General features: G+C 55.6%; 14 protein-coding genes. 4 read left to right on the forward strand and 10 right to left on the reverse strand.

What is annotated here, in order from left to right; all coding sequences use genetic code 11:
• Positions 1 to 164: 164 nt before the first annotated feature.
• The 5 genes from ACI9KD_RS15050 to ACI9KD_RS15070 all read right to left on the reverse strand — a co-directional run bounded on the left by ACI9KD_RS15050 (position 165) and on the right by ACI9KD_RS15070 (position 5,719).
• Positions 165 to 1,301 carry an acyl-CoA dehydrogenase family protein gene (locus ACI9KD_RS15050; RefSeq protein WP_414981994.1) on the reverse strand — a complete coding sequence of 379 codons (1,137 nt, stop codon included), beginning with the start codon at positions 1,299 to 1,301 and terminating at the stop codon, positions 165 to 167.
• A 27-nt stretch (positions 1,302 to 1,328) separates the two neighbouring features.
• Complete coding sequence (locus ACI9KD_RS15055) at positions 1,329 to 2,564, reverse strand: acyl-CoA dehydrogenase family protein (protein WP_414981995.1); 1,236 nt, start codon at positions 2,562 to 2,564, stop codon at positions 1,329 to 1,331.
• Positions 2,565 to 2,628: 64 nt separating this feature from the next.
• Complete coding sequence (locus tag ACI9KD_RS15060; protein ID WP_414981996.1) at positions 2,629 to 4,047, reverse strand: amidohydrolase; 1,419 nt, start codon at positions 4,045 to 4,047, stop codon at positions 2,629 to 2,631.
• A gap of 91 nt (positions 4,048 to 4,138) precedes the next feature.
• A complete protein-coding gene (locus ACI9KD_RS15065; protein WP_414981997.1) occupies positions 4,139 to 5,398 on the reverse strand; it encodes a valine--pyruvate transaminase in 1,260 nt (419 codons plus the stop codon).
• 96 nt (positions 5,399 to 5,494) lie between these two features.
• Positions 5,495 to 5,719, reverse strand: a complete 225-nt coding sequence (locus ACI9KD_RS15070; protein ID WP_414981998.1) for a SlyX family protein — start codon at positions 5,717 to 5,719, stop codon at positions 5,495 to 5,497.
• 62 nt (positions 5,720 to 5,781) lie between these two features.
• On the opposite strand from ACI9KD_RS15070, the gene ACI9KD_RS15075 reads away from it, so the two are divergent.
• Together ACI9KD_RS15075 and ACI9KD_RS15080 are read left to right on the forward strand one after the other, a co-directional pair.
• The gene (locus ACI9KD_RS15075; RefSeq protein ID WP_414981999.1) at positions 5,782 to 6,150 is read left to right on the forward strand and encodes a translation initiation factor Sui1; all 369 of its coding nucleotides are present in this window, start codon (positions 5,782 to 5,784) and stop codon (positions 6,148 to 6,150) included.
• A 290-nt stretch (positions 6,151 to 6,440) separates the two neighbouring features.
• Positions 6,441 to 6,923: a hypothetical protein gene (locus ACI9KD_RS15080; RefSeq protein ID WP_414982000.1), complete on the forward strand. Its 483-nt coding sequence runs from the start codon at positions 6,441 to 6,443 to the stop codon at positions 6,921 to 6,923.
• Here ACI9KD_RS15080 and ACI9KD_RS15085 read toward each other — a convergent pair.
• From ACI9KD_RS15085 to ACI9KD_RS15095, 3 genes are read right to left on the reverse strand one after another with little or no spacing between them, the layout of a single operon-like run.
• Complete coding sequence (locus ACI9KD_RS15085; protein ID WP_414982001.1) at positions 6,900 to 7,535, reverse strand: TIGR04282 family arsenosugar biosynthesis glycosyltransferase; 636 nt, start codon at positions 7,533 to 7,535, stop codon at positions 6,900 to 6,902. The two genes, ACI9KD_RS15080 and ACI9KD_RS15085, sit on opposite strands and share 24 nt — an antisense overlap.
• A gap of 1 nt (position 7,536) precedes the next feature.
• On the reverse strand, positions 7,537 to 8,271 hold the full coding sequence (locus ACI9KD_RS15090) for a TIGR04283 family arsenosugar biosynthesis glycosyltransferase (protein WP_414982007.1): 735 nt from the start codon (positions 8,269 to 8,271) through the stop codon (positions 7,537 to 7,539).
• Positions 8,246 to 10,114: a transglycosylase SLT domain-containing protein gene (locus ACI9KD_RS15095; RefSeq protein WP_414982002.1), complete on the reverse strand. Its 1,869-nt coding sequence runs from the start codon at positions 10,112 to 10,114 to the stop codon at positions 8,246 to 8,248. The genes ACI9KD_RS15090 and ACI9KD_RS15095 overlap by 26 nt, the downstream gene beginning before the upstream one ends.
• Before the next feature lie 115 nt (positions 10,115 to 10,229).
• Here ACI9KD_RS15095 and ACI9KD_RS15100 point away from each other — a divergent pair, with 115 nt between their 5' ends.
• Complete coding sequence (locus tag ACI9KD_RS15100) at positions 10,230 to 11,309, forward strand: DUF481 domain-containing protein (protein ID WP_414982003.1); 1,080 nt, start codon at positions 10,230 to 10,232, stop codon at positions 11,307 to 11,309.
• Between the two features lie 7 nt (positions 11,310 to 11,316).
• On the opposite strand, the gene ACI9KD_RS15105 is transcribed toward ACI9KD_RS15100, so the two are convergent.
• Both ACI9KD_RS15105 and ACI9KD_RS15110 read right to left on the reverse strand, forming a co-directional pair.
• Positions 11,317 to 11,544, reverse strand: a complete 228-nt coding sequence (locus ACI9KD_RS15105; RefSeq protein ID WP_414982004.1) for a hypothetical protein — start codon at positions 11,542 to 11,544, stop codon at positions 11,317 to 11,319.
• Position 11,545: 1 nt separating this feature from the next.
• On the reverse strand, positions 11,546 to 12,451 hold the full coding sequence (locus ACI9KD_RS15110; protein ID WP_414982005.1) for a VOC family protein: 906 nt from the start codon (positions 12,449 to 12,451) through the stop codon (positions 11,546 to 11,548).
• Positions 12,452 to 12,571: 120 nt separating this feature from the next.
• Between ACI9KD_RS15110 and ACI9KD_RS15115 the strand changes: the two genes are divergently transcribed.
• Positions 12,572 to 13,579: a D-cysteine desulfhydrase gene (locus ACI9KD_RS15115; protein WP_414982006.1), complete on the forward strand. Its 1,008-nt coding sequence runs from the start codon at positions 12,572 to 12,574 to the stop codon at positions 13,577 to 13,579.
• Positions 13,580 to 13,697 lie beyond the last annotated feature (118 nt).

Consider the following 13,697-nt stretch of genomic DNA (forward strand, 5'->3'; position numbering starts at 1 on the left):
GGAACACTTTGAAATCGAAGCTGAAGTTTCTGCTTAAACGGCAGCCGGGAAAGCCTGAAGCTAACCGGCTGCGCTGCAGCTATTTTCCAAAGGCTATAAGCGCCAGCGTTCCATAGCCAACGAGTAACGCGATTGCGATGAATCCGGCAGTTCTCCAGTTCATATTATGCTGCCGCGTCCATACCGGCTCGGTCCACTAATAAGTCTGCAAGGGCGGCGCGATGCCAGGCCGCATCACCCCATAAAAGCTGACTATGCTTTTGACGCTTGAAATACAGATGCACGAAGCACTCCCAGGTAAATCCGATGCCGCCGTGCATTTGCACCGTCCTACCCGAAGCAAACGCAGCAGTATCGCTGGCAGACGCTTTAGCCATATGCGCTAACTCCAAAGCACGCTCGGGTTCGTGATCCAAGGCACAGGCGGCGCTGTACAGCAGAGACTTGCTCTCATCAATCGCTATCATCACGTTTACCAGATCGTGTTTGACCGCCTGAAAGAAGCCCAGGGGGCGATCAAACTGCTTACGCTGCTGGGCATACTCCACCGTGGTTTGTAGCAACCATTCCGCCGCGCCCACCATGTCTGCACTAATCAGTATCCAAATCGCCGGCAAGGCCGACTCCCAAGCTGCGGTCGCATCGGCGACTATTCGCTGCGCGGCTACGTTTGTGAAACTCACTCTTGCCTGATCTCGGGTTAGGTCAATAATCGCGTCCTGATGGATTTCGATACCCTCAGCTGCTGTATCCACCCAAAACAACGCTGGCCCGCCCTCTTCCATTGCCATGACCAGGATGTGATCGCACTTACCCGCATCCTGGACAAAACAGGCAAGCCCCTCCAATTTTCCATCAACGACCTGAACAGCACCCGGGCGTGGATCTCCCGAGGTATCCATAACCGCGATCGTTGCTGCTGAGCCTTCAGCAATCGCCATCAAAGCCGATTCCCCAGCATCACCGCAGGCAGCCAACACCGCAGTTGTCTGCAAGGTAGTCAATAGTGGTGATGGAAACGCTGCTCTGCCGCTCTCTTCTAAAAGCGCGGCTACCGCCACCCAAGGAAGCCCAACGCCACCGGCACTCTCAGGCACTGCCAAGGCTGTCCAGCCCAACGCCACCATTTCGTCCCACAAATCTTTTCGCCATTTCACCCGAGGCGCACGCTCGGGGACGTACTCGTCTGCGACCAGCGCATGCAACTGATTCACAGGGAGCTTGTCGGCGAAGAAACGCCGCGCACCGTCTTTAAGCATTCCAGCCTCTTCTTCAAAGCCGTAATTTTTGGGTTGAGCCACAATTATCTCCTTATTTCGCCGAGCGATTTACTTCGACTTGGCGAGCCCTAAAACTCGCTCGCCTAAAATATTGCGTTGGATTTCGCTAGTGCCCGCCGCTATGGTCATGCCGTAAGAATTCATGTACGCAAGGGGCCACTGCCCTCGAGCCGGTGCATTTTCGTCGGCCAGATAAAGGCTCGCCGCAGGCCCTTCAACCTCCAGTGCAAGCGCCGCTGTGTCCTGCGCGATCTCTGATGCCAGTAACTTATTCTGTAGGGGCAAACGCATGGGATGATCGGTGAGCGCTGAAACCCGCGCACGACGCTGATGCTCCTTAAGAGCCTCTTCGCGAATCAATTGCTTCACCATGCGATCTCTCAGCAAGGGGTCATCAGAGGCTCGCTGTGCGCCACGCAGGGTGTTGCCTGCCAGCTCCATCACATTACGAGCGCTGATAGAGAGCGAACTCTTACTCTTAAGGCCACCCGCACGCGGCGTCACTAAACCGCCTGCTCCACGCTCGTGCAGCAGGGTCGTCATCGCAACTTGCCAGCCTTTACCCAGCTCATCCAGACGATAGCTGTCATCAATTTCGAGGTCTTCAAATAGCACTTCATTGAAGCCTGTTTCCCCGGTCATTTTGATAAGGGGACGTACCGTCACACCTTTGCCCAGAGCGGAAGCAATCGGTACCACAAAGTACGACAAGCCCTCGTATTTGTGGCCCTTATCCGTACGCAAAAGGATGATCATCCACTCGGCGAAGTGCGCCAAGCTTGTCCACACCTTGTGGCCGTTGATGACCCACTTATCACCTTTACGCTCGGCAAAGGTCTGCACATTCGCCAAATCCGACCCGGCGCCAGGCTCACTGAATCCCTGACACCAGATGTCTTCACCGGAGAACAGTCGAGGCAGAAGACGTTGCTTTAGCTCTTCGTTCGCGTGATGAAAAACCGTAGGCGCGGCCATACCCAGGCCAATAACGTTGGGATAGTAAGGCGTCCGCGCTGCGACCAACTCCTCGTTCGCAACACGTTGGCAGTCTCCACGACCACCACCACCAACCTCAACAGGGTAGTCACATCCCACCAGTCCTGCGTCATAAGCGGACTTCTGCCAGGACTGCAAATACGCCATCTGTTCTGGGGTCATGATTTCCAGTGGTGACAACGGCAGGCGCACCGAAGGCTCACCTGGATGATTCTTTGCTATCCACTCTTGGCAGTAGCTCCGAAACTCCGCCTGCTCTGCATTGTCTTTACGTTCACTCTCCGACATCTATGAATCCTCGTCCGCTCTTATTCGTTGACTATTACTGCGTGTTTCACCGACACCCGTGCGTTTACTTGCGGTAGTTGAGGGCTGGCGTACGGTCACCCAGCAGCGCCTCGTACTCAAGGTCTCCCCCGCGGCGCTCTTCAAACTCAGCCCGTGCTGCATCTCGTAGAGCTTTATCCGTGTAAATCCGCACCGCTGCACTGCTCAGCGCTTTCGCTGCAAGATGAGCTCCTTGAAAACCCACAGAGGTACCCGCAGCGGCAACAGCCTGCCAACTATGACCGGCTGTCCCCGGTACGTAGCCCGCAATGCTCGCGCCAACCGTCGGCACGGCAATTGACACGTCACCCACATCAGTAGAACCGTAGCCGAGAGAAACACTGTATGGCTGAATTTCATCCTGGGAACCCAGATTCAGTGATGGGTCGTCAAAACTCTGGTAAATGGTTTCAGCGAAGCGCTGCTCTTCCTCGTTGTACTCAATTCCGCCGATATCCCGGAGCGTCGCATCCATCATCTTTTGCAGCGTTTCATTGACTAACACTGGGTGGTTACCATGGATAATCTCCATCTCCATTTCTGTCCCTGTCCCTTCTGCCGCGCCCCGCGCCGCCGCCTCAAGACGCTCCCACAATGACCTTACCGTCCTCGCGTGAGGGTGACGGAGGTAATAGAAAACCTCGGCATAGTCAGGCACAACATTCGGTGCATTACCTCCCGCAGTGATCACGTAATGAATACGTGTCTGCTGTGGCACATGCTCACGCATCATATTGACCATGTAGTTCATAGATTCAACGCCATCGAGCGCTGAACGTCCTCGCTCCGGAGCGCCTGCTGCGTGAGCCGACACCCCACGAAAGCGAAACTTCGCGGAGCGATTTGCCAAGGTCGTCCGTGCGGCAGCGGAGTTACGGTCCGAGGGATGCCAATGCAGAGCAAAATCCACATCATCGAAAAGACCCGCTCGAACCATATAGACTTTGCCACTGCCGCCCTCCTCGGCAGGCGTGCCGTAGAAGCGAATCGTGCCTGGGGTTCCCGTGCTAACTAACCACTCTTTTACCGCAATTGCCGCAGCCGCCGAGCCAGCTCCAAAAAGGTTATGGCCACAGGCGTGCCCCGCTGCTTTCTCTTCGATAAGGCTCCGCGTGGGCACCGAGTCCTGGGTAATCCCCGGCAATGCATCGAACTCGCCGAGAATCGCAAGTACCGGACCCCCGTCTCCATAAGTTGCAACAAACGCCGTTGGGATATCAGCAACACCACTTTCTACGGTAAATCCCGCGGCGGCCAGCTGATCCTGCAAAAGCTCGCTACTGCGGGTTTCCTGATAACCCACTTCGGCAAATTCCCAGAGGGACCTTGCGGTCTGAGCCGTTTGCTCGTAATTGGCATTGAGCCAGTCGAGGTGTGTGGAATCTTGTGCGCTCGCTACCGAACCAAGCGCTGTCAGTAACAATCCGAAAGCTAACTTTTGCATAAGGTGTTCTCCATCCATCGATTTGACAGCAGCCTGAGCAGCCATCTTTGAGTCATGTTCGCTTTTCAAAATCTGAGTCTCTTAACGCCCTTCATCGGTGAGCCGCATAGGTTTTATGAAGCTCATCCATAATCAGCGCTATACCCGGCTCAATCGTTTGTGTATCACCGGCGTAAGATATGCGCAGACATTCTCGGCTATGGGGCCAATCATCCCCACTACCAATAAAGAAATCGTTCCCCGGCAGCACGATAACCCCGCGCTCTTTCAAACGCTCATAGAGCGTGAAGCTGTCGATAGGCAAGTTCTCACACCACAGCCACAAGAAAAACGCGCCTTCGGGCTTGTGAATCCACACGGGCAAATCGCCACGCGCTGTTTCCACTGCTCGAATCGCCAATCGTCGGCGCTCACCATAATAGGGCTGAATCTGCTGGCGGCAAAGTTGCAGCAAAGATCCGTCATCGAACATCCCACGAAGCAGCTGCGGGCCCAAGGTGCCGCAAGCGAGACTAATAACAGTGTTCGCTCTGGAGAAAGCCAGGGTAACTTCAGGGCTAGCCACGACGATGCCGCTGCGCACACCCGGAAGTCCCAGCTTTGACAGGCTTAGCATCAAGATGCTGTTGTCGTTCCAAAATGCGGTGGCGGTCTCATCGATCAGCCCAGGAAATGGCTGACCATAGGCGCCATCAATAATCAGGGGAATACCCTTGGCTCGCGCCAGCCGGTCCAGTTCGGCAACTTCCGAGTCCGAAACAACATTGCCGGTGGGATTGCTGGGCCGCGATACACACAGCGCCGCCACTGAGTCCGAGAGCGTCAAAGCACTGAAATCTACGTGGTATTTAAACTGCCCTCTGTCCAGACGTTCGATTCGTGGCCTTGTTGCAGAAAAGAAGCCGTCACTGAGGCCAATGTCGCGATAACCGACATACTCTGGCGAGAGAGGAAGATGTATTTGGCGCGCGCTACCATCGGGGGCCTCCCCCGCCAACAAATTGTAGAGCACAAAAAAGGCCGACTGACTGCCATTGGCCAGCGCGATATTCTCAGGCCCTACGTCCCAGGCATATTCGCGCTGAAGAAAACGTGCCAGCTCATCACGAAAACCACGGTCTCCCTGTGGAGCCTGGTAAACACCGAGCAACTGATGGCGCTGATCACGATCAGCTGCAATAGTCGCTAAGCGGGCAGCAAAGGCAGACTGCACGCTCTCTATCCTGCCGGGATTTCCGCCCCCCATAAAGAGCAGCGTCGGGTCATCACTTAACGCGGTACCCAGGTCCTCCATCAGACCACTGATGCCGCTGTTCCCTGAAAATTTTTCACCGAACCTGGAGAACTGCATCGTTCAAATCTACCTATGCATTCAGGGCTTTATAAAAAGCGTGCTCATAATGAATCTACCGCAACAGCGGCTTATGGCTAGTCATACAAAAACTCATCAGTAGTGCGGTGGCTTTTCAATTTCAGCGCCTCCATCACGATTACTGCCATTCTCCCGAAGTCCACGGAGCTGCTCGCCCAGCAAGGCAACCTGCCGCTGGAGCATCAAGAGATCCTGCTGCTGCGCAGCAAGAGCATCATTGAGACGTTGAACACTGTCACCCTGAAAAGCAATCTCAGCTTGCAGCGTGGCTATTTCAGCGCTTGTTTGATCATCATTCACGGGGTTCACCACAACGCAAAGCGCTGTACCCTACACTGCCAGTCATCGCAGGAGCAACGTTCATGGGCCACAGTGGACAAGGAAAATCACGGCCGGTGTACAGCACGGACAAAGGACGGCTTTGTCCTGACTGTGGAGTCGTAAAAGCCGACTGCCGTTGCCGTCTTCTCCAGTCCGGTGAACCCAAGGGTGATGGCATCGTTCGCCTGAAGCGCGAGACCAAAGGTCGAGGTGGTAAAGCCGTCACCCTGGTAACGGGACTCCCCGATGATCTACCCACACTAAAAACTCGTGCAAAGGCCCTGAAGCAACGCTGTGGCGTCGGCGGCGCCGTAAAAGATGGCGTCATTGAGATTCAGGGCGATCAGCGAGAACTCATTAAATCGGTACTCGAAAACGAAGGTTTTACCGTCAAGTTCGCTGGTGGTTAGCTATAAACCGGTATATTGCTTATTTTTTGATCAAAAAATCGACAAACAAGCGGCCAACACGCCTTTTCAGCTAAATTCGCATCGAAATAACGCTATTTAGGGCCGACTTACAAAATCTAGATAAATAAAACACTCTAAACCCCTAATTTATATTGGATATTTAAAAATACTGTGGTAAAAATGATCCCAGGGCGAGGCAATACGTCGCTCAGTTACCGGTCACTCCAAGGGCTCTATCGGCAAAAGAGCTTAAACCGCGTTACGACGCGACCTGAAGGGATCGTCATAGCATGCAAACCGGTGATGAATTACCAAAGAGTAATCACGCCATGTTCCTGCGAGGAGCTTGCTATATGTACATCACAGCCGAACACCTGCGAGAGCAGGTAATAAAACCCACGCTGGAATATCTTGGCGCGTGGTCTTCGGAAGCTGAAAGGGAGTTGCTTGCAGTCGCCCTTCGAAAAACCGAAGTAGGTCTTTTCTCACGCCGCGAGCCAGGATTGGGCTTGTTCCACATTACCTCAACCCAACATCGGGATCTCTGGGATCGCTATCTCGCGTTCCGGCCAGATATTGCCAGCCGGGTGCGAGGACTGGCGAGTCAGCGGGCGTTTTTGAGCAACCCTGACAGTGAACTACAAACCAACCTGAGCTATTGCGCGGCCATTGCCTGGTTGCTGTACCAGCGCTCGCATTTGCAAAGTGACGACTGGAGAGACTCCAGAGGCGTCAACATAGCGCCGGATTCAGCTGTCGCCGCTCACGCCTAAACGCTGAGCGCTCCGCCAACGCTGTAAATCGGCGGGAGTATCCACGTCATAGAGACCTGATAGCAACCCGCTTGATAGCTTTGCCTGCCTTAAACGCTTCTGCGTTTCTTGAAGGACTTGCGCCCCACCCCAAGGCACATCCCTGAACATTCCTTCGCACAACCTTGTGCAACCGATGAGCACAAACCCCCCATCATCGGCTGGACCCAGAACCACGTCAGCACAATCCAGTGCAGTGAACGCCGCAGCGAGATAGCTCTCAGACAACGCAGGGCAATCACTACCAACCAACACTACAGCGTCGGCACGGCTTAGACCTTCAGTTAGCGCCGCGTACATACGATCCCCAAGGTCATCGCCTGTTTGGAGATAAGGCCCCGACATCCCCAGGCTCAACGCAGCAGACAAGGCCTCATGCTCACCCCATCGATCAAGCCAGAGCTCAGCAGGCCCAAGCTTTGTTGCCGCCAAGGTGCTCGCCGTGTGAAGAAGCAGCTCTTCATGCACCGCGCAGGCTTCCTTAGCACTGAGCTCCGACTGCAGGCGAGTTTTCACCTTGCCCGGCTCTGGGTACCGGGCGAATTGCTGCAGGAGTCGTTTTCCGCGGCTCACGCTAGCCTCCGCCACGATGGGCGGGGGCGGCGTGCTTGCCGTAATAGTGCGTCCGCAAGCGCTGTGGCGCTACGCCCAGCCAATACGCTAACCGCAGTACCCACATTCTCACGATAGTGGCCCAAAGACCCTGATCATCCCAGCGCCGGCCGCTCGACCGGACAGTAAGGGTCAAACAACCACCGACGTAATCTGAACGCAGGCGTTTGCAGATTTCCACATCTTCCATCAGGGGAATCTTGCTGAAGCCTTCAATCTCTGCAAAGAGCTCGCGTCGAACCAACAGCAGTTGATCACCGGTCGCGACCCGCGTCACACGCGAGCGTTGATTCATGAAGGAGCTGACCATAGCCAGACCGGAGGCGCGCCCCTGCAGTGTGATGCGGCAAAACCCCCAGCGACGCTCGACTCCCAAGGCCGCACAAAGTCCGGCTTCGTCAAACAAGGGCTCGGTATCGGCATGCAAAAAGCCTAGCCACTCCCCGCTCGCGCAGGCCGCACCGAGGTTCATCTGCAGCGCTCGACCGGGCTCCCCCAACAGGACGCTATCTGCTAACGGCATCGAGACCGCCACACTCTCATCACTGCTGCCGCCATCCACGACGATTAGCTCGCAGTCGGGGAAGTCGCGACGCAAGCGCGTCAGGAGTACAGGCAACCGCGACGCTTCGTTAAGCACCGGAATAACAAAGCTTATAAATGGGCGTGACTCAGTAGCCAGGGGGCCGCACCGCATCACCCATCAACTGTGCTTTTTCTCCCAGGCGATAGTCAAAAACCACGCTGTAGGCCAACACGGCTTTTACATAGTCGCGAGTTTCGCGATAGGGAATCGTTTCTATCCAGGCGTCCAGGGGTAAATCAGCTTTTAACCAATTCTTTACTCGATTGGGTCCCGCGTTGTAGGCAGCCAATGCCACAGCTCGATTGCCATCAAATCGTTCCAGGAGCTGGCCGTAATAGGCACTACCGAGGGTGATGTTGTACTCAACGTTGTCTAGTTTCTGGTTACTCACCGGTAGGCCTACCTGTCGGGCAACCGAGCGGCCGGTAGCGGGCATGAGCTGCATTAAGCCCCGCGCGCCTACGGGAGAACGAGCGGTGGGCGAAAATGCGCTCTCTCTACGAGCGATCGCCATGAGTTCACTAACTGGCAAAGATTGCGCCGCTGCGCGCTGATAAAAGTCGTCGAGATAGGCCAGCGGAAAGCGCAAGTCCAGCGCATCCCAATGCTGACCGGCATTCGCAGCGTCGATACTCAAGCGGTGCCAACCTTGCTCATTGGCGATGCGCGCAAGAGCCAGTTGCTCAGAGCCGTTCAGGCGCCCCAGGGCATGGGCCCACTCCGTCGCAGCAAGTCTCGACTCGCCTAGTGCATTTAACTCATGGACGCGCCACAGCGCGTCGCCTGCCCAGCCGGGGAGCTCCTTGGATAGAGCAGAAGGCTTGGCACTGGGAGCCTCTTGATAGCTGTAAGGAAGCCCGACGCGATCTGCGCTAAGAAAACCGTAGTAACCACGTTCCTTGGCCACGGTGCTAAAGAGCAGCTCTGCATCAGCCTCACGTCCCTGGTCCTCCAGAGACCGCGCGTACCAGTAACGCCAGGTGCCCTCTGCCTGCGCGGTACTGCTTAGCGCCAAAAAGAGCGTATCGATAGCGTCCCAGTCTTGATCTGCAATAGCCCAGCGAAGGCGCAGCTCAGTGAGCTTGTCGTCGGACCAATGGGACAAGCCCTCATCAGCCCACGCCTTTACATCCACGTCACGCTCCAGCAACCCCCGAAAGGCGATCGCCGATGTCACACGCTCGTTCTGCTCCGCGCTCAGGAATCCCTTATCCAACGATTGAAACTGTCCAAGCGCACGGGCCGGATCGTAGCGGGAGTATCGTTCCAGCCCAAGGGTCAACAATTCCGCCCCCGCTGGTGTATCCAGGTTTTTCGCCAACTCCAGGCTGCGCTGTGGTTGGCTATAGCTTCGTCTCAGCGCAGCAAGCGCAGGCTGCAAGTCGGGGCTTCCCAAAGATGCGATGTACCGAAGTAGGCCGTTCTCGCGCGCGGCGTAGGCCAAGGTCGCTCGCTTCCATATCAGCTGATCATTGAGGCCGTCCGCTTCTTTCCAAAGCGTAAACAATGGGTCACAAGCATCATTCACCGAGCTCGGTGACACCCACAATCGGCCAGCCAGCTCCCAGGCTTCCTGCTCTGCGCCATTCGCTCTTTTTGCGCGAGCGTAATAGCAGCGCAAATTCTCGCTGCGTGGCTCCCGGGAGGCCGCATCCAGATAGTCGCTCCAGCGACGCCGCTTACCCGTGGTCTCAAGATAACTACCAAGGTAGCGCACACCCAAAGGGCCTTGGCTTTGCTCATCGACAAACGTGCGAGCTTGCGTGCCCGAAGTCACGGTCAGTCGTCGTAACAAACGCTCGTAATCGAGGTAAGGGCTCAAGGGGTAGGAATCGAGAGCTTTACGCTCGCGATCGAACGCTGCCCAGTCTCCCGTTTTAATCATTTTTCGCGCGCTGAGGAAACGCTCCCTGTCGCTAGCGAGGGACACATTGTCTGCGGCCCCTTCAAACATTGACTGCGCGGGAGCAGCCAGTAATAAGGCCGACAACGGTAAAACTGCCAGTAGGCGAATTTTCGGAGCTGATGACGTTAAACTTCGTCCCGAAACACATAACAATCGGTGAACGATGTTGAAAACTTTGACGACGCTATTTGCGCCCGAACAATGGCAGCTACAACGCATGGCGATGTTGATCATGCTCCTGTTAGTCAGCATATGCCTGAGCAACCCGGCTGCCGCTCAGCGCAAGACCGATACTATCACTCTCTACAACGGAGACAGTATCACCGGCGAAATTAAATCGTTGCTCGGCGGTCGTTTAAGCTTTGGCACTGATGCCATGGGGACTCTGGATATCGAGTGGAAAGAAATAGCGAGCATTGACTCCAACTACAACTATGAACTGCGTCTGGACAATGGTCAGCGCTTTTATGGCAGCGTAAAACCCGGACCCATTTCCGGCACCATAGCGTTGGAGGATGTCTTTGGAGAAAAGAGCTTTGGATGGCAGGAAATAGTAGAAATTCGGCCGGTAGCAGAGAGCCTTGTCGATAGAATCGACATTTATGTCGCCGCTAATTATGCATTCACAAAAGCCAGTGGCGTTGCGCAGACCGAGCTACGGGCGGACTTTTCTTATGAGGATGAGAAAACTCTCAACGCCCTCACCAGCCGCATCACCATATCCGACACCGATGAAGAAGCAACCAGCAGTTCCCGGATCAGTTTGTCGCGTAAGGCCTGGGTCGACCGAGCCGCCAACTACCGTTTAGTGTTTGGCGGGCACGAAACCAATGATGAGCTGGGTCTGGATTATCGACTATCGCTGGGTGCTGGCATGGGTCGCTACTTTATTGAAACCCCCGGCAGCGAACTCATTGGCAGTATGGCTTTGCAGGGACTGGAGGAGCGAAGCATTGGGGGTGACACACAAGAAAGCATCGAGGGCGTACTCACTCTCGGTTACTCACGCTGGCGCTTCGATACACCGGAGTTAAAACTCAAGCTCGATGGTTCTCTTTATCCATCATTGACTGAAAGCGGCCGCGTACGTGCTGACACCAGCGCCACCCTGCGCTGGGAAATGGTCAGTGATCTATTCTGGGATTTCAGTGCCTGGGGGAGCTTCGACAACTCAACGGTAGAAGAAAATGCAGCCGGTAGTTTTGACTGGGGTCTCACCACCGGCGTGGGCTGGAGCTTTTAAGGAGTCACTAGCGAATACGACCGCCTACAGAGATACTGGTATGCATCCGCGGTTGCCCCCATCCGCCATAACCTCCGTGATAGCCACCATAGCCGCCATAACCCGAAGAAACACCCACGCTACCGTAGACCTGCGGGTCGTCACAGCCACTTAGGGATAGCACAGCTGCCGCAAGCGCTGCCGCTGCTAATGCACGCCGTAACAGTCGGTAGCGGCCATTTCCTGAATTTCGCATGTCAAAGATCCTTAATCAGGGGCTGATCACTTCCCCAGGTTTGCAACGCTATGGGTGCGCCAGATGGGCCCGCAATGACTGACACATACCCACCAGCGGGTCTCGGTAGCGCAGGTACAAGCACTTCGCCGCCCAGCTCAGGCACCTGAAGCAATAGTTGTTCAAGTCGCTCAATAGTTTCGACTCTTAGGTAGGGCATCCACAACGATGGCATGTCCGGGTCCGGCAAGCTTCGTATGCCCGCGCGGGTAAGCTTGTCACTTCGAAGGACACGAAAATCAATGTCGGCGCCATCAGCCCCCTCCCTATCTAGCGCCACCGCGTCTAAGTCGCCGAGCTCCGCATAGAGTGTGCTCGCTGCGGGCACATTGGATGTCCATAGCTCATGCCATAAAAACGCGCCCTCTCCAGGCAGCGACTCACTATCCAGGGGATCGCCCGAGGGCGTCGTAAGCGTCGCAAAGTGCGCACCCTGGGCATCCGCAAATACTGCGATGGTGCCGCGATCGCCGATAGAGACGGGCTCTCTCAGGACAGTACCGCCCGCCTCACTGATGATTTTCATGGCAGTGTCGGCGTCAGCGACGGAGATAACTGACATCCACTGAGAAATGTCACGTTGCGCGGCGATACCTGACTGCTCAACCATGCCCGCTATCGGAGCTCCATCGAGGCTAATTACCCAGTAGTTGGCACCCAGAAGCTCCAAAGATTGGAACTCCCAGCCAAACAGAGCACCGTAAAACGCCTCAGTTCCTTTAGGGTCATCCGATATCAAGTCATGCCAGATAAACTTCCCGGCGCGACGGTTTCCGTCCGTATCGCTGCTCACCGCAGGTAAGTTGTACTCCATGGACGAGCAAGCGGCGAGAAGGAGGCCCAAAGTCAGGCTAATCAGTCGTAGCACAGCAACAATCTCTCAGTTCGAAGATCCGCATTATAGCTCGGAGCGAGACATAATGGCCGCAGGCGCGCTCTTTATGTACTCTTGCGTTCCCCAACAATCACAGCCATCGAGAACACCAGCATGCACTTAGCCCGATTCCCCCGCCTGCATTTTGCGCACCTTCCCACGCCCTTGGAGCCCCTGAAAAACCTGTCCCGGGAACTCGGCGGGCCCAATATTTGGATAAAGCGTGATGACTGCACGGGCTTGGCCGGGGGTGGTAACAAGACGCGCAAGCTTGAATTCCTGATGGCCGACGCCGAGCAGCAGGGCGCCGACACAATCATTACCCAAGGGGCTACACAGTCCAATCACGCGCGACAAACCGCGGCTATCGCCACGAAGATGGGTATGGACTGTGAGGTACTCCTGGAAGACAGAACCGGGAGCACCTACGACGGCTACAATTACAACGGAAATGTTCTCTTAGATAAGTTATTCAAGGCCTCGATAAGCCGTTACGCTGGCGGTACGGATATGAATGCCGCTATGGAGGATATGGCAAAGCAACTACGTACCGATGGCAAGAAGCCTTACATCATTCCTGGGGGCGGTTCGAACCCTATAGGCGCCTTGGGTTATGTGCATTGCGCCATGGAGCTGCTTTATCAAGCGGATACGGCAGGCTTGCGTATGGACCTGGTCGTCCACGGCACTGGAAGCGCCGGCACGCAGGCAGGCCTCGTGGCGGGCTTTGCCGGCAGTAACAGCCAGGTACCTGTATTGGGCATTGGCGTACGCGCACCGAAGCCGCTGCAAGAGGAGAACGTCTTTAAGCTGGCAGAACGCACAGCCGATCTTTTAGGGATACCCGGTGCAATCCGGCGTGAACACGTGGAGGCGAACTGCGACTACGTTGGCGAGGGCTATGGCATACCTACACCGGCGACGATCGAAGCCATTGAGCTGTTTGCCCGCAGTGAAAGCATTCTTCTGGATCCCGTGTACTCCGGCAAAGGCGCAGCAGGTCTAATCGATCTGATTCGTAAGGGGCATTTCGCAAAAGACCAAAACATCGTATTCATTCACACCGGCGGCAGTCAGGCGCTCTTCGCCTATCGCGATGCCTTTAATTACGATCCAGCGTGAATTCTGAACTACGGCAACGGTGGCGCTATGACCAACAGTAAAACGGTCGGCATTATGGGTGGCATGGGACCGGCCGCCACAGTGGATCTCATGCAGCGGATTTTCGCCGCGACCCCCG

The organism is Congregibacter sp., from assembly GCF_047617445.1.
Classification (GTDB): domain Bacteria; phylum Pseudomonadota; class Gammaproteobacteria; order Pseudomonadales; family Halieaceae; genus Congregibacter.